Here is a 22,801-nt window from a genome sequence, read left to right on the forward strand (position 1 = left end):
GGATTCCACGGTAACACCTTCACGACGGGTACTCGCAGGCCGCACCCCGGGTGGGACAGGAACGGGCCACCCGGGCGGCGTCCGGCGGTCAGGAGGTGGCAACCTCGCTCGATGGCCGGGCCACCGGGACGTCCGCCGGCCGTCGTTGCGCCGGAGCGGGCGGTGCCGTGGTGCCGGCGTCCGCCGTCGGGTCCTCCGGCCGGTCGTCCCCGTCGGCCACCGGGGGCTCCGCGGGCGCGCCCGGGTCCGGTTCCGGCCGCAGGACGACCGCGCGGGGTGCCGCAGCGGGCGGTCCGCTGATCGGCCGCGGGTGACCCGCTCCCAGCGGTCCACCGCCACCGCTCGGACCGTCACCCCCGCCGGCCGGCCCGGCGCCCCCGGCGCCCGAACCGTCGTCCGCCTCGTCCTCGCGGGCGCGGCCCGTGCCGGGGCGCGTGCGGTCGGCGGCGTGCCCGAGAACCCGCAGGGACGTCAACGCGGCCATCGGCACCACCAGGGCTGCCGCCGCGCCGGCCACGTCCAGTGCCGCGCCGTCGAGCACGCCGCCCAGCACCGCCGCGACCGCCGTGCCGCCCAGCGCGGCCCGCACCGCCGGGTAGATGCCGAAGAGCCGCATGAGCCCGCCCCACGGCTGCAGCAGGGCGAACCACACCAGCAGCCCACCGGCCAGCGCCAGCACGGTCAACGGGCTGTTCACCAACGTCTCGAAGTTCGCGGTGCTGGACCGGTGCACGGTGAACCCGCCGGTGCCGTCGCCCACCGCGGACAGGAATCGGCCGAGGCTCCCCCGCTCGGCGGCCGGCCGGCGCAGGTCCACCACGGCGAAGCCGATGCCGACCGCCAGCGCGGCCATGGTGGCCCACGCCAGTCGGCTGATGGTCAGCCAGCCGCCGGCGCTGATCGCCGCCGCCACGCTGAGCCCGGCGGTCAGCGCGATCGCGCCGACCGGGTCGCCGCCGAGGTAGGGGCTCCCGACCACCACCACGGCGAGGCCGCCCACGGCGACCATCACCGCGGGCCTCCACCGACGGTGTACGCGCTGGGCGAACCACCCGCCGGTGACCAGCGCGCCGGCGAGGAACACCCCCAGCCCGACCGTGCTCAGCCCGGCGTAGCGGCCACCCTGCAACGCCGAGTAGCCGACCACCCCGTTGAGCTGGAGTCGGGCGCCGGTCAGCACGTCCACCCCGATGACAAGTGTCGTGAGGCCGGCCACCGCGCCGAACGGGCCGAGCGTCTTCGCGTACCCGGGAGCGAACCGGACCGCGGCGGTGCACACCGCGGCCAGCAGCGCGGTGACCCCGGCGAAGATCCACCCCGGGTGCCCGCCCCGCCACCAGGGGACGGCGTCGGCCAGCAACGCGGCCGGCACGGTCAACGCCGCCGCGACCAGTAGCAGCTCCACCACCGCCACGACGCGGGCGGAGACCGGAGTGGGGCCGGCCGGGCCGGCGTGCGGTCGCGCGCGGCGCAGCAGCGGCAACACGGCCAGGGCCAGCAGCACCTGCAGCCCGGCGAGCAGTGTGAAGAACCCGCCGGAGACGCTCCGCTGGGCGGACGCCTCCCGGTCGGCGTCCGCCGGCGCGTTGATCGCCTCGGTCAGCTCTGCCGGTCGGCCGCCGGTGCTGACCGCCGGTCGGCCGAGGAACAGGCGCTCCGGCATCGGGCGCCCGAGCGCGGCCAGCGCCGTCGGCGCGAGGTCGACGAGCTGGAGGTAACCCTCACGGCCGGTGCTGGCCGAGGTGAGCCAGCCCCGCTCCCAGCCCGGCCCGTCGGCGATCGCCACATGCAGCCGCGACGGCTGCTCGGTGTCGGAGATGCCGGCGACCAGCACCAACGACCGCGGCGGGCGGGCCGCCAGGACCCGGGCCAACTGGGCGTCGGCCGCCCGCGCCTCCTCGGCGCGCGCCGCCGGGTCGGTCCCCTCGATCGTGCCGAGGTCGACGATGCTCAGCACGCACGAACCGAGCAGCCGACGCGGATCGGCCGGCAGACCCGCGGCGTACCTGTCGACCCGGCCGAACGGGCGGGCGGCGGCCACGGCGGCCCCCGGCCCCACGGCGACCGAGCAACGCACCGATTCCGACAGCGACCCGGGCAGGGTGCCCCACGGCAGCCGCTGCTGGTTGTACTGGACCACGCTCTCCTGGTCGGGCAGGTTCGCGCCGATCCCGTCCGGCTGCTCCACTGCCACACCGGTCGGCGGGCAGCCACCGTCGGTTCGGGTGCCGTTCCACCCGGCGAAACTGCCCGCGCCGACGGTCAGCCAGCCGTCCACCGGGCAGGTCGGCCGGTGCGCGGACCGCACCGACAGGGAACCGATCGACCCCTCCTGGGCCATCCGCCACAACGTCGGGGTGCTCTGCTTGTCGACGTCCTCCCAGCGCAGCCCCGCGACCCCGGCGAGCACCACGAAGTCGGCGGTGCGCTGCGGGGCGCCCTGGGGCGGCCGGACGGCCAGCGCGGCGACGCCCAACGCCACCACGAGCACGGTCAGCAGGGCCGGAGCGAGTCGGCGCACCATCACCGGTGTCCCGTCATCGGAGCGTCGGAGCCGGGGGCCGCCGGATGGGCTGCCAGTTCGGCGTACAGGGCCTCCAGCACGGCCACCGTGTCCGTCTCGGTGGGCCACGTCGCCGCCCGTTCGGCGCCACGCCGACCCAGCTCGGCCCGCGCCGCCGGGTCGTCGAGCAGCGCGCGCACGGTCGTGTCCACCGCGTCCACGTCGACCGAGGGGATCAGGGCGGCGGCGTCACCGACCAGCTCCGGCAGGCCGCCCACCGCGGTCGTCACCAGCGGTACGCCGGCCCGCATCGCCTCCTGGGCGAACAGCTGCCGCGCCTCCCAGTCGCTGGTCACCACCGCGAGGTCGGCTCCGGCGAGCAGGTCGGCCACGTCGGTGCGGTGCCCCAGCAGGGTCACCGGAGCCCGCGCCGCCGAGATCCGGGCGGCCAACGCCAGGTACGCCGGGCCGCTCCCGGCGATCACCACGACCGGCGGTGGGGTACGCGTACGCCAGCGGGCCGCCGCGTCGATCAGCACGTCGTAGCGCTTCTGCGGGTGCAGCCGCCCCACCGAGAGGATCAACGGCTGCTCCGGCCGTACGCCGAACTCGGCGCGGACGGCGTCACGACGCCGACGAGGCACAGGCAGCGTCGGGGCGGCGACCGGGGCGAGGCGGGCATCGGCGGCGCCCAGCGCGGCGGCCCGCTCGACCAGGTCGGCGGAGGCACCGAGAGCCACCCGGGCGTTGCGCGCCACCACCCGCTCGACCAGCCGCGAGACCCCGCCGCGCAGCCCACCCGCGAGGACCGCGTTGTGCCAGGTCACCACCAGCGGGGCAGCCGGACGGGCCAGGACGGCGACGAGACCGGCACGCAGGCCGTGCGCGTGCACCACGTCGACGGGGGCCGCCGCGAGCGCCCGCCGCAGGGCGAGCACCGCCCGCGCGTCGGCCGGGGTCGGGCTGGCGGGGATCTCCACCGGTTCGAAACGCGCGCCCACGCCGGTGAAGTCGAACTGCTCCTGCGTCGCCGCCGGCCCGCAGACCAGCACGTGCGCCCCGGACGCCACGAGCCCGCGCGCCACCGAACGGACGTGTTGGCCGACGCCACCGGTGCTGGACGCCAGCAGCAGCGCCACGGAACCCGACCGGCCGCTTGTCGCCGTCATGCCGGCCACCGCCGGTTGGTGTTGACAACGCTCACCGAACCGCCGTCTCCTTCCCGTCGCCCCGCTCCGGGGGAACCGCGCCCGGTGTCGACGTACCGGCCCGGCCCGCCTGGCCCCGCCGGAGGCGGCGCACCACCCCGGTCAGCAGCGGCCGCACGTCCCGTCGGTCGACGAACCAGACCACGACGAGGAACACGACACCGACCAGGACCCCGGACAGCATGCCCTGACCGAGCGCCACGGCCGTCGTCGGGGTGCCACCGTCCAGTCTGTCGAGCCAGCGGCTGAGGCCCAGCCCGGCGAGCGCGGCGAGCAGCCCGGCGAGGAGACCGGCCGCGCCGGCGCGCGCCGCACCGGCCAGCGCGGGCGCGCCCGCGGCGCGCCGCACCGCGGCGACCAGCAGCACACCGAGCACCACCATGCCCACCGAGTTCGCGGACGTCACGGCGAGCACCCGGTCGGTCAACGGCAGGAGCCTGCCGAGCAGCAGGACCGCGGCGGGCACCACGAGGAAGCCGACGGCGGTCGCCACCGTCGCCGCACGGGTCTGCCCGCGCGCGTAGAGCGCCCGGGTGAGGATCGCGAAGAGTCCGTACCCGACCAGGCCCGGGGCGTACCCGGTGATCGCCGCGGCGGCTGTCGGCGCGGTGGACGCGGGAAAGAAGAAGTGCCCGATCGGGCCCGCGGTCCCGACCAGGGCGGCCGCGCCGAGGCAACTGAACAGCAGCACCCCGCGCACTGCCGGTGCCAGGGTCGCCCGGTAGGAGTCCTCGTCGCCGGCCGAGCGGGCCGCCGCGAGGGTCGGGTAGGCGGCCACGGCCAGCGGCACCGCCAGCACCGCCCACGGCAGCAGGTAGACGGTCTGCGCCAGGTTGTAGACGCCGGGGTTGCTGCGCGCGCCCGCGGTCACCTGGTTCAGGCTGACGATCAGGGCGATCTGCTGCGTGGTGACCGTGACCGCGCCCGCCACCGCCAGAGCGCCGACCCGGCCCCGCGCGTCGGCGGGGAAACCGAACCCGGGCCGCGCCCCCAGGCGTAGCCGGCGGACCGGGATGAGCAGCGACAGCGACAGCACCACCACGCCCAGGGTGGTGCCGGCGGAGAGCAGCACCTCGCCGCTCGGGCTCACCCCGGCGACCGTGGCGTACCGGCCCTGGGTGGCCGTGAACCCGAGGTAGACGACGATCACCGTGAGGCTGGACAGCAGCGGAGCCAGCACCGGCCAGGCGAACCGGCGGTGCGCCTGGAGCACACCGGTGAGCACGATGCCGACCCCGTACAGCGGTAGCTGCGGCGCGAAGATCCGCAGCATCCGTACGCCGCTGTGCTGCTGGGCGTCGGTGAGGTGGTGCCCGAGCGAGTCGACCACCGGACCGGCGAACAGCGCCACGAGCAGTGCGAGCGGCACCAGCAGGGCCAGTGTCCAGGTCAGCAGCGCGCCGGTGGTCCGGGCGACAGCCGTACGGTCACCGGCCTCGACCGCCGATGCGAGCAGCGGTACGACGAGGCTGGCCAGTGCGCCACCGGCGACGATCTCGAAGATGAAGTTCGGCACGGCGTTGGCCACCACGTACGCGCCACCGAGGTCGGTGTTCCCGAGGCTCCAGGTGAACAGGGCGGTCCGGCCGAAGCCGGCGAGCCGGCTGAACACGGTGAGGACGGCGATGAGCGCGGCTGCCCCGGCAAGCCGGCCGACGCCGGCGAGGGGTGCGGGTCTGGTCACGTCAGTCGGCGCGTCGACCCAGTGCGTCGAGTTCCCGCAGCCCCGGGGTCCGCTGGATCACCGCCGTGAAGCTGACCTTCTCGCTGGCGGCGGTGAGCCCGGCCAGCACGGCGAGCAGGCCCGCGCGGCCCAGCGGGCCGCTCCGGGCGGCCAGCGCGACGCCGAGCAGCGCGCCGAGCGCGTTCGCGCCGCTGTCGCCGACCATGACGTCCTCGGACAGGTCGTCGCCGAGCAGGCCGGCGGCGGCACCGGCGGCACCGGCGGCGATCCCGCCGTGCGGGCCACCCGCCAGCGGGGCGCCCAGCAGCAGCCCGGACTTGATGGCCCGGCCGGGCCGCAGGTCGAGCAGGTTGAGCAGGTTGGCGGTGCCCGCGATCACGCCGGCGCCGAGCAGCACGTCGACGCCCCGGCCGAACGCGCCGTGCCGCTGCCGGCGCGGGTGCGCGGCGACGCGGGGGTCGGCGGCGAGCAGCGCGGCGGCACCCAGCCCGGCCGCGCCCACCCCGACGACCTTGACGAGCCCGGCGGTGACGCGGCCCTCGCGCAGCATGGCGAGGTGCCCGGCGAAGCCCTTGGCCGCCTTCTGCTCCGGGCGCGCCCCGACCACGTCGTCGTAGAGGCCGACACCGCCGGCGCCGAGGCCGGCGACCAGGGCAGCGCCACCGGAGGCGGCGCTGGTGGCGCCGAACACGCCAGCGGCGGTCGCGCCGGCGGCGAGCGCCGGCCCGGCGGCGAGGGTCACGGTCCGACCGCGGAAGTTGGTGCGTTCCAGCGCCGGACCAACCGGGGCGGTCCGCACCTCGCGCAGCGCGTACCGGGCGGCGGCAGCGCCGGCGGCGGCGATCAGCAGCCGACCCAGCGTGCTCATGCCGGCACCTCGTCGATTACGGACACGGCGGTACGTCGTTCGCTCACTGGGGCAGTCTAGGCAGCAGGGACGCGGCGTTGTCGCCGACGCCGTACTGGCCGGCCTTCTTCTCGGTGAGCTGCTGCACCAGGGCCAGGCTGGTGACCAGTTGACCCTGCACGGTGTTGGCGTTGTCGACGGTCGAGATGGTCTGCGCCAGCACCGGGTCACCCCGGACCACGGACACCACGTTGTCGCCGGCGGAGCCGTTGCCGCCCACCACGATCGCCCCGGTCCGGTCGAACTGTTCGGCGATCTTGACGACCGACTCGTCCCGCTTCTCGGAGTCCTTGTCGACGTACGGCTGGCCGCTGACCACGACGACCGCCTCCGCCGGGCCGGTGACCTTGTTGTTGTCGGTGGTCAGGTAACCGGCGTTGTTGTACGCGGCGAGCACCGCCCGCCGGTCGGCGTCGCTGACCGCGGCGGTGCCCTGGGCCCGGTCCAGCAGGACGCTGGCCAACAGCGCGCTGGACGTCTCCACGCCGTGTCCGTTGCCCGGCAGGCCGGTGGTCTGCGCGGTCGGGCGGGCGGCGGTGACGGCCAGCTCCAGCAGGTTCGAGTTGTTGTCCGGGTTGAGGAACTTGTCCTGCAGGTCGACCCGGCCGGTGATGGTGGCGCCGGCGAGCTGGAGCTTCTTGAGCACGCCCTCGGTGTGGTCGCGCCCGTTCGGCAGGCTGAGTACCACCACCCGGCGTCCGCTGAGAGTGCCCGGCAGGACGACCTGGGACATCTCCTCGGCGAACTCCTCCTCCAGGCCGAGCTGCTTCTCCATGTTGGCGACCTGCTGACGCCACTGCTGGTTGTCCTTGCGCAGCCCGGTGACCTGCTGCTTGAGCGAGTCGGCGACCGGGCCGTTGAGGGCGGCTGTGCCGACCACCAGGCCGATCGCCAGAGCCAGGAAGACCGCGGTGAGGGACACCACGTGGTAGCGGAAGTTGATCACGCTTGCAGCCTCTTGATCGCTCGGGAACTAGAAGAGCCGGTACAGCTGGAACACGAAATTGTCCCACCACTCGGCGACCACACCCAGGTACGCCTTGCCGACCGTGGAGACCGCCACCGCCGAGGCCATCGCCGCGATCGCCGACAGCACCAGCAGCAGCAACGACGAGCCGGAGATGCTCTGCCGGTAGAGCCGGCTCACGCCCTTGGCGTCGACCAGCTTGCCGCCGACCTTCAACCGGGTCAGGAACGTCGAGGCCATGCCGCCGCGCCCCTTGTCCAGGAATTCGACGAGGGTGGCGTGGGTGCCGACCGCGACCAGCAGGGAGGCGCCCTTCTCGTCGGCCAGCAGCATCGCCAGGTCCTCGCTGGTCGCCGCGGCCGGGAAGGTGATCGCCGGGACGCCGAGCCCGTTGACCCGGGGCAGACCGGGCGCCCGCCCGTCGGGGTAGGCGTGCACGATCACCTCGGCGCCGCAGCGCAACACGTCGTCGGTGACCGAATCCATGTCCCCGATGATCATGTCGGGGGTGTACCCGGCCTCGACCAGCGCGTCCGCGCCGCCGTCCACGCCGATCAGCACCGGCTTGAACTCCCGGATGTACGGGCGCAGCACGTCCAGGTCGGCCTTGTAGTCGTAACCGCGCACCACGATCAAGCAGTGCCGGCCCTGCATCTGGGTCTGGATGTCCGGTACGCCCACGCCGTCGAGCAGCAGGTCGCGTTCCTGGCGCAGGTAGTCCATGGTGTTGGCGGCGAACGCCTCCAACTGCACCGACAGCCCCTCCCGGGCGTCGGCCATCGCCTTGGCGACCGACTCGGCGTCCTGGAGTGCGCCGTGCGCCACCGGCTCCTCGCCGGCGAACACCGTGTTGCCCTCGATGCGTACCCGGTCGCCCTCGCGGATGCGCTCGAAGACGCCCTCGCCGAGATCGTCCAGGAGCGGGATGCCGGCGGCGATCAGCACCTCCGGCCCGAGGTTCGGGTAGCGCCCGGAGACGGACGGTTTGGCGTTGAGCACCGCGGCGACACCGACAGCGACCAACGAGTCGGCCGCCACCCGGTCCAGGTCGACGTGGTCGATGACCGCGATGTCACCGGGACGAAGCCGGCCGACCAGGCGTTTCGTCCGGCGGTCAAGGCGCGCGGTGCCGAGGACTCTGCCCGGTTCGGCGTTCCGGTTCCGGCGCAACGTGGGTAGACGCATCGTGACCATCCTGGCATGTGAGGCAGGCTTTTCTGTCGCGACATGCCTGAGCAGGGCCGCCTACCCAGGGAAGCACACGCCGGCGCGAGCCGGTGTGCTTGCGCCCACAATACGCGGCGTCACAACCGCCTCTCCTTCGCCGCGACCGCCAGAAGCTCCTCGGCGTGCGCGATACCCAGATCCGAATCGGGCAAACCGGCCAGCATGCGGGCCAGTTCCCGGGCGCGCTCGGTGTCCTCCACGACCCGAACGCCGCTGGTCGTCACCGCGCCGCCGGTGTCCTTCGCCACCACGAGATGCCGGTCGGCGAACGCGGCCACCTGCGGCAGGTGCGTGACGACCAACACCTGGTGGCTGCGGGCCAGCCGGGCCAGCCGGCGACCGATCTCCACCGCGGCCTGACCGCCGACCCCCGCGTCGACCTCGTCGAAGACGAGCGTCGGCGGGCCGCCCGAGCCGGCGAACACCACCTCGATGGCGAGCATCACCCGGGACAGCTCACCGCCGGAGGCGCCACGCTGCAACGGCAGCGAGGGCGCGCCCGGATGGGCCAGCAACCGCAACTCCACCTCGTCGCCGCCGTCGGCCGCGACGCCCACCTCGATGCCGTTGACCGTCAACGTCGGCTCGGACCGCCCCGCCGGTCGAGGCAGCACCGCCACCTCGATCCGCGCGTGCGGCATCGCCAGACCGGCCAGCTCGACGGTGACCTGGTCGGCGAAGCGGACCGCCGCCTCCTGCCGGGACACCGACACCCGGGCGGCCAGGTCGGCCACCTCCGCGGCCAACCGCTGCCCCTCCCGATCCAACTCGTCGAGCAGATCGTCGGAGGTGTCCAGGTCGGACAGTCGGGTGCGGGCCCGCTCGGCCCAGGCGACGACACCGTCGACGTCGTCGGCGTACTTGCGGGTCAACGTGCGCAACGCGGCCCGCCGCTCGTAGACGTGCTGCAGGCGTGCCGGGTCCGCGTCGAGCGTCGCCAGGTACGCTGACAGCTCCGCCGACACGTCGGTGACCAGGGTGGCCGCCTCCTCCAGGCGGGCCGCCAGCTCACCCAGCGCCGGGTCGGTGCCGGCCTGCGCCTCCAGGGTGCGCCGGGCCGTGCCGAGCAGCGACGCCGCGTCCGGTGTCTCGTCGGCCGCGTCCGCGCCGCCCGCCACGCACTGCTGGGCGAGCTGCGCGGCCGTCCGCAGACCCTCGGCGTGCTCCAGCCGCTGCGCCTCGGTCTTGAGGTCGTCGTCCTCGCCGGGCTGCGGGTCGACACGGGTGATCTCGTCGAGGCCGAGCCGCAGCAGGTCGGCCTCCTGGCTGCGCTCGCGGGCGTTGCGCCGCCGGTCGGCCAGGTCGTCGACGATCCGCCGCCAACCGGTGTACGCCTCGCGCAGCGCGTCGAGCAGCTTCTCGTGCGCCGGCCCAGCGAACCGGTCCAGGGCGGCCCGCTGCTCGGCCGGGCGCAGCAGCCGCAGCTGGTCGGACTGGCCGTGCACGGCCACCGCCTGCTCGCCGACCTCGCCGAGCATCGACACGGGCATGCTCCGGCCACCCAGGTGGGCCCGCGAGCGGCCCTCCACCGTCACCGTACGGCTCAGCAGCAGCGAGCCGTCCTCGTCGGGCTCGCCACCGGCGTCGCCGATCCGGGCGTGCACCGTGTCGGCGACGCGACCGGAGAGGCGCAGCCGCCCCTCGACCACGGCCCGGCCCGGCTGGGCACGCACCCGCCCGGCGTCGGCCCGGCCGCCGAAGAGCAGACCGAGGCCGGTGACCACCATCGTCTTGCCGGCACCGGTCTCGCCGGTGATGACGTTCATCCCGCCGGCCAACGGCAGGGTGGTGTCCTCGATGACGCCGAGTCCGGTGATGCGCAGCTCTTCCAGCACAGCACCCGACAGTAGACGCGAGGGCCGACACTTGACCAGCCGACGGGCCCCACCACCGGGTCCCGCTGCGGTCGGCACCCGTCCGACGTACAGTCTTGCCCCGTGTTGGACGTGATCGGCCTGACCCCCGCCGAGGAGGAGCTCTACCGCTGCCTGCTCCAGCTCACCACGGCCCGCCTCGACGAGTTGGTCGGCCGGCTGGGACGGCCCCGGGCGCAGGTCGTCGAGCAGGTCGAGGCGCTGCGGGCCAAGGGTCTCGTGCAGCCCACCGACAACGACCCGGACGCCCCGCTGCGCCCGACCGCTCCGGACGTCGCCCTCGGCGCGACGTTGCTGCGCCGCCAGGAGGACCTGGAGGCCGCCCGCCGACGGGTCACCCAACTGGCCGAGGAGTACCGCTCCGGGCTGCGCCGCCACCACGTCGACCACCTGGTCGAGGTGATCCGCGGTGGCCGGATGCTGCGCGACCGGCTGCGTGACCTGCAGAACTCGGCCCGCGAGGAGGTGCTGTGGTTCTGCCGGGCCAACCCCCTCGCGATGGCCGGCCCGGAGAACGTCGAGGAATTCGACGCCCTCGCTCGTGGGGTGAGCTACCGGGCCATCTACGAACGGGACCTGCTGCTCGAACCCGGCGCGCTGGCCGACCTGGCCAAGGGGGTCGCCGCCGGTGAGCAGGCCCGGGTGCTGGACCGCCTGCCCGTCCGACTGGCCATCGTGGACGCCCGTACCGCCATCTGTCCGCTGGTGCCCGACCGCCACGGTGGCGAGCCGAGCGCCGCGGTGATCGGCCGCAGCCAACTGCTCGACGCGTTGCTGGCCCTCTTCGAGAGTCACTGGCGGACGGCGCCCCGGCTGCGACTCGACGACCCGCTCGCCGTCGCGCCGACCGAGCACCGGCGCGACGAGGACGACCGTCCGGCCGACGGCTACCGGCCCGACGCCGACGAGGCCCGGTTGCTGTCGCTCTTCGTGGCCGGCGTGCCGGACAAGTCCATCGCCTCCCAGCTCGGTGTGAGCCGCCGGACCGTACAGCGCCGCCTCGCCGACCTGATGGACGCGGCCGGCGTGGACACCCGGCCGGGGCTGGCGTTCCAGGTCGCCCGGCGCGGCTGGCTCTGACGACGCGACCGGGCCCGCCGTCGGGGTCGACGGCGAGCCCGGTCGATCACCGGTCAGCGCAGGCCGTACGCCCGCAGCACCGTCTGGTCGACGCTGTCACCGGCCCGATCGGCGGCATGCACCCGCAGCGACACCGTTCCGCGTCCGGCCGGCACGGTCGCCGTGTACCGGGTGCCCGCCCCTCGGGTCGGCACGGACCGCCAGGTGACGCCTTCGTCGAAGGAGACCTGCACGGTCAGGCTGGTGCCCGTCGGCGCGGGCGCCCCGGCGGGCTGGCGCAGGGTCAACCCCACCTGGTGCGACCGGTTGCCGGGCACGGTTCCGAGCAGGTCCGCCGGCACCCGGTAGTCCACCTGTAGCAGCGACAGCGGAGTGGCCGCGGCATTTGCCGGACGGGCCGAGGTGAACTGCCACGCCGTGTCCGTCCGGGTGGCGTAGCGCCACTCGTCCGAGGCCCGCCGCGTGGTGACGTCGAGGCGGTAGCGGGCCGCCCCGGCGGTGGTCCGCACCGGCGCCCAGCCGTCGGACAGGTCGGCGATCTGCTGACCGTCCCGGCTGAGGCGGGCCTCGACGGTGTCCGACTCCTCGCTGTTGCCCGCCACCGTGTAGTGCCCGTCGGCGTCGACGAACTCGGGCACCCGTACGTCGAGGCTGTCGCCCGTGCGCGTGGGCACCGGCGCCCCGCTGGCCGGTACGGCCGGACGCACCAGCGGCGCGTGCCAGGTCTCGGTCTCGCGGTCGTCGGCGGCGTACCGCCGGGGCTCCTGGGTGAGGCCGCCGCTCAACTGCCCCCACTGCATGAACATCTGCTTGTGCAGCACCCGGTGCTGCCACCAGTTGTCCCCCGCGCTGACGAACTCCTGCCGGGTGGTCCCGTTGTGGACGAGACGCTGGTCGTCGTTCCAGGCGTACTCCTGCCAGGGACGCCAGCCGAATCGCTCCTCGGTGGCCCAGCCCGCGCCCGTGTCGCCGTACCGCGCGGTCACCTCGGCGGTGTTCTTCGCGGTGACCGTGTGCACGACGCGCTCCGGCACCCGCCCCTTCGACACCTGCCACACGTCGTACAGGTAGGGGCTGTCCACGGTCAGCGTCAGGTCCAGCGTCGCGCGACCCGTGCGGGCCGACGCGATCAGCCGCTGCCCGTCGTCGTACGCGACCACCATCGCCGGGATCGGCAGCCGCTCCCCGTCCGGCCGCCACACCGTCCACGCGCTCTGGTCCTGCGGGCGGACGATCAGCACCGCCGCCGCGCCGGCTGCCGCAGCCGCGGCCACCTGCTCGTCCTCGCTGCGGTTCGGGTCGGTGGCGAGCAGCACGGCCGCGCCCCGCACCCGGGCCAGCTCGGCCGGGGTTCCGGTGCCCGCCCAGACCAGCGGAAGCTTCCGTCGCCCGGACGGTGCCGGGGACGCGCCCAGCAGGTTGATGTCCGACGGTCCGGACACGCCGGAGACCCGGGCGTCCACCATGGGCGCGACGAGCTGCCAGCGGGAGGCGAACTCGAACTCGCCCTGGCGCACCGGACGGGTCGGCGTGACGTTCACCTGCTGGACGCTGCTGTAGGCCATGACGCCGTGGTCGATCTGCCGGCCGTTGCCCAACACCCGGTGGACGTAGAAGCTGAGCGTCGCGCGTTGCTCGCTGGGCTTGGGCGTCTCGACGCGTACCGGCGTGCCCCTACGGGCGTCGAGCACGACGGTCAGGTCCCGGTCGACGGTCAGCTCGGGTTCGACGGCCTGGGTCAACTGCTCGTCCAGGGGAGCGCCGTGCTCGACAAGCGCGGTCAGCAGGTAGGTGCCCTCCTCGACCCGCAGCGTGCCCTCCTCGGGCCACCAGCCCCAGTAGTCCGACTCGGGCTGCTCACCGAAGAGGGTCAGGGCGGGCGAGAGGGTCGGCTGACCCTGCCGACCCAGCACCTTGATCGTCAGGTCGTGCAGCGCGCCGCTCACGGTGAGCCCCACCGGGGTACGCACGGCGACGCCGTCCGCGCCGGTCGCCACCAGAGCGCCACCGTGCGGGCCCCGGTTCAGCTTCGCCGGGTCGGCGCGCAGCGGCACGGCCACGCTGCCGCCCGCCGGCACGGTCACCTCGGCGACGCCGACGGCGACGCCGTCGGTCTCGACCGCCCCGGTGTCCAGGTTGCGCAGCTCCAGGGCCAGGCGCAGGGTCCGCGCAACAGTCGTGCCATTGGTGTACGTCACACTCCGCTCGGCCACCGCGCCACCGGTGGAGACCCGGCCGAAGTCGGCGGTGGCCGACGCGTACACCCGTTGGGTCAGCGCCCGAGCCACGTCGACCCGGCCGCCGCCCTGCTCGAAGACGGTCAGCGCCGGGTTCGCCTTCGTGGTGCTGACCAGCGCGTCCTTGAGAGTGCCGGCGGTCCAGTCCGGGTGGTCCTGGGCGAGGATCGCCGCCGCGCCCGCCACGTGCGGGGTGGCCATCGACGTCCCGGACGCTGCGGTGTAGACGTCGTCGACCGGCGTACCCATTGTGGTGCCGGCGGCCCGCGCGGCGACGATGCCCACGCCCGGCGCGGTGATCTCGGGTTTGATGCCGTTGTCGCCCACGCGCGGCCCCCGGCTGGAGAAGTCCGCCAGGTTGTCGGCGCGGTCGACAGCGCCCACGGTGAGCGCCGCAGTGGCCGCGCCCGGCGCGTTGACGCTCCGCGCCGTCCCCGAGTTGCCGGCGGCGATCACGAACAGCGCGCCGGTCTCGGCGGTGAGGTCGTTCACCGCCTGGCTCATCGGGTCGGTGCCGTCGGTCGGGCCGCCGCCGAGGCTCATGCTGACGACCTTCGCGCCGGAGTGGGCGGCCCACTCCATCCCGGCGATGATCGCCGAGTCGTAGCCGGAGCCGCCGTCGTCGAGCACCTTGCCGACGAGCAGCCGCGCGCCCGGGGCGACGCCCTTGCGCAGCCCCGCGGACGCCTCGCCGCCGCCCGCGATGGTGGCGGCGACGTGGGTGCCGTGGCCGTGGCCGTCACGGGCGCTACCGCTGCCGGAGAAGTCCCGCGCCTCGGCGATCCGGCCGGCCAGGTCGGGGTGGGTGGCGTCGACACCCGTGTCGAGCACGGCCACCTTCACGCCGCTGCCGTCGCGCCCGGCCGCCCACGCGGTAGGGGCGCCGATCTGCGGAACGCTGTGCTCCAACGTCGGGCGCACCCGCCCGTCCAGCCACACACGGGCGATACCGCCGCCGAGCCGGGGCGCTGCGGCCGTGGTCCGGGACGTCGGCGCGCCGGCGAGCGTGGTCCACAGGCCACCGAGGTCGGCCTTGCCGACCCGCATCGCAGCGCCGTTGATGCTCTCCAGGGGCCGGGCGTCGGTGACCCCGCCGAGCGGTCGGACCCGGCCGGCGGCCGGCTCCTGGTAGCGCACGATCAGCGGCAGTGTGCCCTGCGCCGCGTCCCCGTAGCCGTCGGCGGCCAGCTCCTGCACGTCGAACAGGTTGGCGTCCAGGACGCCGCTGGAGATGTACGGCGCGACGTCGCTGGGCAGCACCCGCAGCCCGCCGTCGACCTCCAGGGTCTGGAAGATGATCCGCTCCCGCCCGGGCCCCGGGCGTACGGTCGCGGCGACCCGACCCGGCGCCGCCGGCGACAACTCGACCTGATCGCCGGTGATGAGGGTGATGCGGACGGGCGCGGCGCCCGGGGCGGACGCGCCCAGGCTCGGGCCGGTGGGCCGGACGGGCGGCTCAGCGGACGCCGGCGCGGCGAGGCCGACCACCAGCGCGCCGACCGCGCCGGCGCTGAGCCAGCGGGGGGACCAGTGCATGCGATGCGCTCCTTCACTCCTTCGGGCCCGCCATCCGTGGATGAGGACCGATCGGAGTCTGCGACGCAGCGCACAACCAGGTCACTAGCCTCTCGCCGCCGCAGCGGCGACATGTCGTCAGGTGGACAGCCGCCGGACACCGACGGTGTGTGCCACCGTCACCGGCGGCTGCCCCGCCACCCGTGCACCGGCAGGCCGAACTTGGCGACCAGCCGGTCGGTGAACGGACGCGCACGCAGCCGGACGATGCGCACCGGCAGGGCGCCTCGACGCACCGTCACCCGGGCGCCGGGCGGCAGGTCGTAGACCCGCCGACCGTCGCAGGCGAGCACGGCGAGGGTCGTGAACGGGTCCACGGTGATCACGAACGTCGACGTGGGTGCGGTGACCAGGGGCCGGCTGAACAACGCGTGCGCGCTGATCGGCACCAGCAGCAGGGCCTCCACCTCCGGCCAGACCACCGGACCGCCGCCGGAGAACGCGTACGCGGTGGAACCGGTGGGGGTGGCGCAGACCACGCCGTCGCAGCCGTAGCGGGACAGCGGGCGACCGTCCACGTCGACGAGGAGTTCGAGCATCTGCGCCCGTTCGCCCTTCTCGACGCTGATCTCGTTGAGCGCCCACGACTCGATGGTCGGGCCACCGTCGAACTCGGCCGTGACGTCGAGCGTCAGCCGCTCGTGCACGGTGTAGTTGCGCTCGACGACGTCCCGGACCGCGTGGTCCAGATCGTTGATCTCCGCCTCGGCGAGGAAACCCACCTTGCCGAGGTTGATGCCGAGCAGCGGCGCCTTCGCCGGGCGGGCCAGCTCGGCGGCGCGCAGGAAGGTGCCGTCCCCACCGAGCGCGAAGACGATCTCGGCGCCCTCGGCGGCCTCGGGGCCGGCGACCGGAACCGTCCCGGGCAGGTCGAGGTCCTCGGCCTCCTCGGCGACCACCCGCACCTCGAAGCCCGCGGCGATGAGGTCGGCGGCGACCGACCGGGCGTGCTCGGTGCTGCGCCGACGGCCGGTGTGGGTCACCAGCAGCGCGGTGCGGCTCATCGGGTCGGCCGCCCGTCCGCCGTCGGACGGCATGCCGCCGCACCGGCACGTCCGCGTGCCGTCGTGCGCCGCTCGCTGTACGCGTTCACCCTGCGACCTCCTCCGCCGCCACGCCCGGCACGTCGCCGGCCGTCGTCGGACCGTCCGGCCCGGCGTCCACCACGGCCCGCACCCGCAGCGGGTCTGCCGCTGGCGCGCCCCGGCGCAACCATACGAAGAACTCGACGTTGCCGCTGGGCCCCGGCAGCGGGCTGGCCGCCACGTCCGCCAACCCGAGGCCGAGCTGCGCCGCCGCGTCGGCCACGTCGAGCACCGCCTCGGCACGCAGCGCCGGGTCGCGGACCACGCCGCCCGTCCCGACGCGCTCCTTGCCCACCTCGAACTGCGGCTTCACCATCAGCGCCAGGTCACCGTCGTCACGGGTGCAGCCGGCCAACGCCGGCAGCACCAGCCGCAACGAGATGAACGACAGGTCGGCCACCGTCAGGTCGACCGGGCCGCCGATCGCATCCGGGACGAGGGTACGGACGTTGGTGCGTTCCAGGACCCGAACGCGCTCGTCGGTGCGCAGGGACCAGGCGAGCTGCCCGTAGCCGACGTCGACGGCCACCACCTCGGCGGCGTCGGCGCGCAGCAGCACGTCGGTGAAGCCCCCGGTCGAGGCGCCCGCGTCCAGGCAGCGCCGCCCGGCGACGCGCAGGCCCCCGAACGCGGCCAGCGCACCGGCGAGCTTGTGCCCGCCCCGGGAGACGTACTCCCGGGTCGGGTCCTCGCCGGTGACCAGCAGCGGGTCGGCGGGGTCGACCATCGCGGCGGCCTTGCGCGCGGGTACGCCGCGCAGCTGGACCCGGCCGGCCTCGACCAGCGCGGCGGCCTGCTCACGGGAGCGGGCCAGCCCGCGACGGACGAGTTCGGCGTCCAGCCGGTTGCGACGTGCCATGGGTGTTTCTCCGGTCTGTCGGGCGGGGTCGCCCTGCTCAGGTCTGGTCGATGGTGGCGAGGGTCTCGCGCAGAGTCTCGTAGGCCGCCTCGTACTGCGCGATCTGGTCTGCTGGTGCGAGCGCCGCCGCGTTGTCCATGGCCCGCACGGCCGCGTCGACCGCCGGGTGACCGGCCGCGTCGTCGGCGGCGACCGCCGGATCGGGCGGCGGGGCCGGGCGGGGACCGGCCGGTGGGCTCGGCCGGGCCGCGAACGACCCGGGCGACGGGCCGGGCCGGAAGCCCCCGGGCGGGCCGGGGCGGGTGCCCTCGCTCACGACTCACCGTCCGGGCGGCGCTTGCGGACGGCCTTCTTCGCCGGCATCACCGCCGGAGTCGGGGTGTCGTCAGGCGTGACCGGCGTCGGGGCGTCGGGGCCGGTCCGGCTGATCGTCGCGGGCGGCTTCCTGGCGATGGCCTTCTTCGCGACGGCCTTCTTGGCGATCGCCTTCTTCGCGACGGGCGCGGCGACCTTCTTCGCGACGGGCGCTCCGGCGGGGCCGTCCGACGGCACCAGACCACCGCCGGGCTGCGCCGCGCTGGTCGGGTCGGGCTGCGGCGCGGGCCGCTCGGTGGGCGTGGCCGGCTCCGGGGTGGAGTCGGCCGCCGGGCCGACGGACGGCTTGGTGGCGGGCGGCTCGGTGGCGCGCGCCTCGCGCAGTTGCCGTTCCAGGTCGCGTACCCGCCGGGTCAGCTCAGCCACCTCGTCGGCCGTCGCCAGACCGACCGCGCCGAGGGCCCGGTCGACCTCGAAGCGGACCAGCTTGGTCAACGCCTCCCGGTTGGCGGCGCTGGTGCTGACCAGCTCCTCACCGAGCGCCTGCAGCTGGGCCGCGGTCGCCCCGCCCGTGCCGACGAGACGACGCACCGCGTCCTGGGCCTTCTTCCGGGGCGCCTCCGCCAGGCCCAGGGCCAGTTCGAGGTAGGCGCGCCACGCGTCCTGCATGCCTTCGTCCTTCCATGGGCGGGGTCTGCAGGTGTCACGCTACCGGGCACCCCGGACTGTCCTGTGCGGTACGGTGCCGGGGACGGCGTGGCGATCGGCGAGGGGGACATGTGGCCAGCGTGGACGAGTGCCGGCAGGCGTTGCAGGAGCTGGCCGCCAGGTTGGACCGCAACGCCGAGACGGTCCGTGAGCGCATCGACCTGGAGCGCACCCTTGCCTGCCGGATCACCGACCTGGACACGGCCTTCCACGGACGGATCAGCGGTGGCCGGCTGGTCGATCTGGCCGACGGCGACGACCCGAAGGCCAAGATCGCGCTGAGCACGTCCAGCGACGACCTTCTCGCCCTGGTCCGCGGCGACCTCGACGTCACCAGGGCGGTCACCTCCCGCCGGGTGTCGATCAAGGCCAACCCGTTCGACCTGATGAAGCTGCGCAAGCTGCTCTAGACGGACGCGCCCCACCGCACACGTGAAGCGGCCGGCCGCACGCGTCGGTGGCTGGTCTCATGGCTCCGCGGCCGGCCCTCATGTGTTGGTGGCCGGCCTCAGGCGTCGGTTGCCAGCCCGAAGCTCTTCAGGGCGGCGGTCGCGCCCGGACCCGCTGGGCGGATCGTCGGCACGGTCGGGGTAGCCCAGGCCGCCGCGCACAGGGCGGCCAGCGCGTCCAGCGCCCGGCCGTCGCCGGCCAGCTCCAGCGTCCCGTCGCGGTCCGTCACGGACCACCCGCCGGCGTCCGTCGGGCCCGGGACCCGCACCGCCGCCTCCGGGTCGAAGAGCCCTGCCAGGTCCCGCGCGACGTACGTGGGCCGCCGCCGTGGCTCAGCCGCGAGCAGCTCGGGTACGCCACTGACACCGGTGAGGACGAGCAGACTGTCCAGCCCCGCTCGGCGGGCACCCTCGATGTCGGTGTCCAGCCGGTCCCCGACGACAAGCGCTCTTGCACCGTCGCCGCGCCGGGCAGCGGTCTCGAACAGCGCCGACTCGGGCTTGCCGACGACCAGGTCCGGATCCCGCTCCAGGGCGGTCCGCAGCACCGCGACCAGTGACCCGTTGCCCGGCAGCGGACCACGGGCGCTGGGCAGCGTCCGGTCGGTGTTGGTGGCGACCCAGATCGCGCCGGCCCGCACCGCGACCGACGCCTCGGCCAGCTCGGCCCAACCGACCTGCGGGCCGTAGCCCTGCACCACCGCGGCCGGGTTCTCATCGGCGCGGCTGACCGGGTTCAGCCCGACCGCGCGCAGCTCGGCGCGCAGCGCCTCCGCACCGACCACCAGCACCGACGCGCCCTTGGGCAGCCGGTCCCGCAGCAACTCGGCCGCCGCCGCGGCGGAGGTGAGGACCTCCTCCGGCCGCGCCGGCACGCCCATTCCCGTCAGCAGGTCGGCGACGTCGCTGGATCGGCGTGAGGCGTTGTTGGTCGCGTACGCCACCGTCCGCCCCTCGGCGTGCAGCCGGGCCACCGCATCGACGGCACCGGGAATCGGCCGGTCGATCAGGTAGATCACCCCGTCCAGGTCGAAGACGACCAGGCCGTACCCGTCGATCAGCCGATTCCCGGCGTCCGCGCTCACCGCTGCGTCGACTCCGACTCATCGCCCCGGGTGGGGGCGGTTCCGTCGCCGCTCACCGCGCCGCCACCGTCGCCGGCGGGCGTGGTCGGGGCGGCATCTTCCGTGTCCGGATCGCGGACGTCGTCGTCACCGTCGACATCCTCGTCGTCACCGTCGACATCCTCGGCGTCGGCGTCGGCGTCGACATCCTCGGCGTCGGCGTCGGCGTCCTGCGTCGAGCGGCCGGTGACGTCGTCGAGGACGGCGTCCTCAGCGTCGACGACGCCGTCTTCGTCGTCGTCGAAGTCCTCGTCGTCGGCGTCGAAGTCCTCGTCCTCGTCGTCGGAGTCGTCCTCGTCGTCAGCGGCCAGGTCCGTGTCCGGCTGGGCCGGCACGGAACCGGGCGCACCCGGGCCGGCGGCGATCTCCTCGGTCTCGTCCTCGTCGTCACCCTCGATGAGGACGCCGTCGAGTTCGAGCAGCCGCTCGGCGGCGTCGGTCTCGCCCTCGGTGTCCACGTCGGCGGCGCGGGAGAACCACTCACGGGCCTCCTCACGCCGACCCACGGCGAGCAGCGCGTCGGCATACGCGTACCGAAGTCGCGCCGTCCACGGTGCCGTCGCCTCGTTGGTCAGGTCGGGCACCTGAAGCATCGCTACCGCGGCGTCCTTCTGGCCGAGATCACCACGCGCCCCGGCGGCGACGATCAGCAGCTCGATCGCGACGGCCTGGTCCAGCTTCTCCTGGTCAGCCCCGCGGAACAGGTCGATGGCCCGTTCCGGCCGGCCAAGGGCCCGCTCACAGTCGGCGAGCACAGCCAGGTGGCTCTGCAAGCCGGTCATCCGGTGGTACGTCCGCAGGTCGGCGATGGCGGTCTGCCACTCCCCCGCGTGGTACGCGGCGAGGCCGACCGCCTCACGGACAGCGGAGATGCGCGACGCGAGCCGCCGGGCGGCCAGCGCGTGCGCCAGCGCCTCGGCCGGATCCTCGTCGATCAGCTGACCGGTGGCGACCAGGTGCCGGGCCACGGTCTCGGCGACGGGCTTGTTCAGCGAGAGCAGCTCGGCGCGCACGTCCTTGTCGAGGTCGGTCGCGACGATGTCGTCCGGCAGTGCCGGGGCGCCGACACGCCCACCCTCGGACGACTCCGAGCCCGCGCCACGCTCGTCGCTGCGGTAGTCGCCCTCACGACGTGGCCGCTCGTCGGCCCGGAACCCACCGTCACGGTCGCCACCGCGGAAGCCACCCTCACGACGGTCACCACCGCGGAAGCCGCCCTCACGGGGCGCGTCACCCTGTCGACGGTCACCACCCCGGGAACCGCCATCACGGTCGCCGCCTCGGAAGCCCTCACGGTCGCCGCCACGGAAGCCACCGTCGCGGGGCGCGCCTGGACGCGAGCCGCCGCGGTCGCCGCCACGGAAGCCACCGTCACGGTCGCCGCCCCGGAAGCCACCCTCACGCGGCGGACCGGAACGCCCACGGTCACCGCCACCCTGGTAGCCACCCTCACGGCGGTCACCACCACGGAAACCACCCTCACGGTCACCGCCCCGGAAGCCACCCTCGCGGTCGCCGCCCCGGAAGCCACCCTCACGCGGCGGACCGGAACGCCCACGGTCACCGCCACCCTGGTAACCACCCTCACGGCGGTCACCACCACGGAAACCACCCTCACGGTCGCCGCCACGGAAGCCGCCTTCGCGACGGTCGCCACCACGGAAACCGCCCTCGCGGTCGCCGCCACGGAAGCCACCCTCACGCGGCGGACCGGAACGCCCACGATCGCCGCCACCCTGGTAACCACCCTCACGGCGGTCACCACCACGGAAACCACCCTCACGGTCGCCGCCACGGAAGCCGCCTTCGCGACGGTCGCCACCACGGAAACCGCCCTCGCGGTCGCCGCCACGGAAGCCACCCTCACGCGGCGGACCGGAACGCCCACGGTCACCGCCACCCTGGTAACCGCCCTCACGACGGTCGCCGCCACCCTGGTAGCCGCCCTCACGACGGTCGCCGCCACGGAAACCACCCTCGCGCGGCGCGCCCGGACGGGATCCATCGCGGTCGCCGCCACGGAAACCACCCTCACGACGGTCACCGCCACGGAAACCACCCTCGCGGGACGCGCCGCCCTCACGGCGGTCGCCTCCACGGAAGCCACCCTCGCGGTCGCCTCCACGGAAGCCACCCTCGCGCGGCGGACCGGAACGCCCACGGTCACCGCCACCCTGGTAGCCGCCCTCACGACGGTCGCCACCACGGAAACCACCCTCGCGCGGCGCGCCCGGACGGGATCCATCGCGGTCGCCGCCACGGAAACCACCCTCACGACGGTCACCGCCACGGAAACCACCCTCGCGGGACGCGCCGCCCTCACGGCGGTCGCCTCCACGGAAGCCACCCTCGCGGTCGCCCCCACGGAAGCCACCCTCACGCGGCGGACCGGAACGCCCACGGTCACCGCCACCCTGGTAACCGCCCTCACGACGATCACCACCACGGAAACCACCCTCACGCGGCGCGCCCGGACGGGAACCATCGCGGTCGCCACCACGGAAGCCACCTTGGCGGTCGCCGCCCTCACGGCGGTCGCCGCCACGGAACCCGCCGTCGCGGTCACCGCCACGGAAACCACCCTCACGCGGCGCGCCGGAACGGGAACCGTCGCGGTCACCGCCGCGGAAACCACCCTCACGCGGCGCGCCGGAACGGGAACCGTCGCGGTCACCGCCGCGCGAACCACCATCGCGGCCGCCGGCGTATCCGCCACGGGCGCCGCCGGCGTTGTCGCGGTCTCCCCGGTACGGGGGCCGGTCGTCGCGGCGCGCTCCGCGGTCGCGTCCAGCCGGGCCGTCGGTGCGGTCTTCGTGACGACGGGGACGGTCTCCGCCCTGCGGTCCTGAACTCACAGGTACATCCTTCCTGATTGCGCCACCAATGGCGCTACGCAGTCGAGGGCCGACCCTCATTGGGGCGGCCCTCGACTGGAAGATTGTCCGGCGGTGTCCTACTCTCCCACACCCTCACGAGTGCAGTACCATCGGCGCTGGAGG

General features: G+C 74.7%; 17 protein-coding genes. 3 read left to right on the forward strand and 14 right to left on the reverse strand.

All coding sequences use genetic code 11. The features are described 5' to 3' along the window. Positions 1 to 88 precede the first annotated feature (88 nt). The 7 genes from ABZV06_RS25905 to recN all read right to left on the reverse strand — a co-directional run bounded on the left by ABZV06_RS25905 (position 89) and on the right by recN (position 10,331). Complete coding sequence (locus ABZV06_RS25905; protein ID WP_355624750.1) at positions 89 to 2,524, reverse strand: hypothetical protein; 2,436 nt, start codon at positions 2,522 to 2,524, stop codon at positions 89 to 91. Further along, positions 2,524 to 3,672 carry a glycosyltransferase family 4 protein gene (locus ABZV06_RS25910; protein WP_355624752.1) on the reverse strand — a complete coding sequence of 383 codons (1,149 nt, stop codon included), beginning with the start codon at positions 3,670 to 3,672 and terminating at the stop codon, positions 2,524 to 2,526. The genes ABZV06_RS25905 and ABZV06_RS25910 overlap by 1 nt, the downstream gene beginning before the upstream one ends. 31 nt (positions 3,673 to 3,703) lie before the next feature. After that, positions 3,704 to 5,395, reverse strand: coding sequence for a lipid II flippase MurJ (locus tag ABZV06_RS25915; RefSeq protein WP_355624754.1), 1,692 nt, complete (start codon positions 5,393 to 5,395; stop codon positions 3,704 to 3,706). Position 5,396: 1 nt separating this feature from the next. After that, positions 5,397 to 6,263 (reverse strand): hypothetical protein, encoded by an 867-nt coding sequence (locus tag ABZV06_RS25920; protein WP_355624756.1) that lies wholly within the window; start codon positions 6,261 to 6,263, stop codon positions 5,397 to 5,399. A gap of 43 nt (positions 6,264 to 6,306) precedes the next feature. After that, the gene (locus tag ABZV06_RS25925; RefSeq protein ID WP_355248410.1) at positions 6,307 to 7,248 is read right to left on the reverse strand and encodes a copper transporter; all 942 of its coding nucleotides are present in this window, start codon (positions 7,246 to 7,248) and stop codon (positions 6,307 to 6,309) included. Between the two features lie 27 nt (positions 7,249 to 7,275). Next, positions 7,276 to 8,454, reverse strand: a complete 1,179-nt coding sequence (gene steA / locus ABZV06_RS25930; protein WP_355248413.1) for a putative cytokinetic ring protein SteA — start codon at positions 8,452 to 8,454, stop codon at positions 7,276 to 7,278. Positions 8,455 to 8,573: 119 nt separating this feature from the next. Next, positions 8,574 to 10,331: a DNA repair protein RecN gene (recN, locus tag ABZV06_RS25935; protein WP_355624758.1), complete on the reverse strand. Its 1,758-nt coding sequence runs from the start codon at positions 10,329 to 10,331 to the stop codon at positions 8,574 to 8,576. Between the two features lie 102 nt (positions 10,332 to 10,433). On the opposite strand from recN, the gene ABZV06_RS25940 reads away from it, so the two are divergent. Beyond that, positions 10,434 to 11,450 carry a helix-turn-helix domain-containing protein gene (locus ABZV06_RS25940; RefSeq protein ID WP_355248417.1) on the forward strand — a complete coding sequence of 339 codons (1,017 nt, stop codon included), beginning with the start codon at positions 10,434 to 10,436 and terminating at the stop codon, positions 11,448 to 11,450. A gap of 53 nt (positions 11,451 to 11,503) precedes the next feature. Here the strand turns inward: ABZV06_RS25940 and ABZV06_RS25945 are convergent, their stop codons facing one another. The 5 genes from ABZV06_RS25945 to ABZV06_RS25965 form a co-directional block, all read right to left on the reverse strand. Further along, positions 11,504 to 15,223, reverse strand: a complete 3,720-nt coding sequence (locus tag ABZV06_RS25945; RefSeq protein WP_355624760.1) for a S8 family peptidase — start codon at positions 15,221 to 15,223, stop codon at positions 11,504 to 11,506. 158 nt (positions 15,224 to 15,381) lie between these two features. After that, positions 15,382 to 16,266: an NAD kinase gene (locus ABZV06_RS25950; protein ID WP_355248448.1), complete on the reverse strand. Its 885-nt coding sequence runs from the start codon at positions 16,264 to 16,266 to the stop codon at positions 15,382 to 15,384. A gap of 85 nt (positions 16,267 to 16,351) precedes the next feature. Continuing rightward, on the reverse strand, positions 16,352 to 17,206 hold the full coding sequence (locus ABZV06_RS25955; RefSeq protein ID WP_355248423.1) for a TlyA family RNA methyltransferase: 855 nt from the start codon (positions 17,204 to 17,206) through the stop codon (positions 16,352 to 16,354). Positions 17,207 to 17,243: 37 nt separating this feature from the next. After that, positions 17,244 to 17,522 carry a hypothetical protein gene (locus tag ABZV06_RS25960; protein WP_355248426.1) on the reverse strand — a complete coding sequence of 93 codons (279 nt, stop codon included), beginning with the start codon at positions 17,520 to 17,522 and terminating at the stop codon, positions 17,244 to 17,246. Continuing rightward, positions 17,519 to 18,190 (reverse strand): hypothetical protein, encoded by a 672-nt coding sequence (locus ABZV06_RS25965; protein WP_355248429.1) that lies wholly within the window; start codon positions 18,188 to 18,190, stop codon positions 17,519 to 17,521. The genes ABZV06_RS25960 and ABZV06_RS25965 overlap by 4 nt, the downstream gene beginning before the upstream one ends. Positions 18,191 to 18,300: 110 nt before the next feature. On the opposite strand from ABZV06_RS25965, the gene ABZV06_RS25970 reads away from it, so the two are divergent. Then, positions 18,301 to 18,639, forward strand: a complete 339-nt coding sequence (locus ABZV06_RS25970) for an SCP2 sterol-binding domain-containing protein (RefSeq protein ID WP_355248432.1) — start codon at positions 18,301 to 18,303, stop codon at positions 18,637 to 18,639. 98 nt (positions 18,640 to 18,737) lie between these two features. Here the strand turns inward: ABZV06_RS25970 and ABZV06_RS25975 are convergent, their stop codons facing one another. Beyond that, positions 18,738 to 19,763, reverse strand: coding sequence for an HAD-IIA family hydrolase (locus ABZV06_RS25975; protein ID WP_355624762.1), 1,026 nt, complete (start codon positions 19,761 to 19,763; stop codon positions 18,738 to 18,740). After that, positions 19,760 to 20,770 carry a hypothetical protein gene (locus tag ABZV06_RS25980; RefSeq protein ID WP_355624773.1) on the reverse strand — a complete coding sequence of 337 codons (1,011 nt, stop codon included), beginning with the start codon at positions 20,768 to 20,770 and terminating at the stop codon, positions 19,760 to 19,762. Before ABZV06_RS25980 ends, ABZV06_RS25975 begins: the two co-directional genes overlap by 4 nt. Here ABZV06_RS25980 and ABZV06_RS25985 point away from each other — a divergent pair. Beyond that, positions 20,759 to 22,651: a hypothetical protein gene (locus ABZV06_RS25985; protein ID WP_355624764.1), complete on the forward strand. Its 1,893-nt coding sequence runs from the start codon at positions 20,759 to 20,761 to the stop codon at positions 22,649 to 22,651. The genes ABZV06_RS25980 and ABZV06_RS25985 overlap by 12 nt on opposite strands. The last annotated feature ends 150 nt before the right edge of the window (positions 22,652 to 22,801 follow it).

The sequence above is a fragment of the Micromonospora sp. NPDC005172 genome, assembly GCF_040608555.1.
Lineage (GTDB): Bacteria > Actinomycetota > Actinomycetes > Mycobacteriales > Micromonosporaceae > Micromonospora.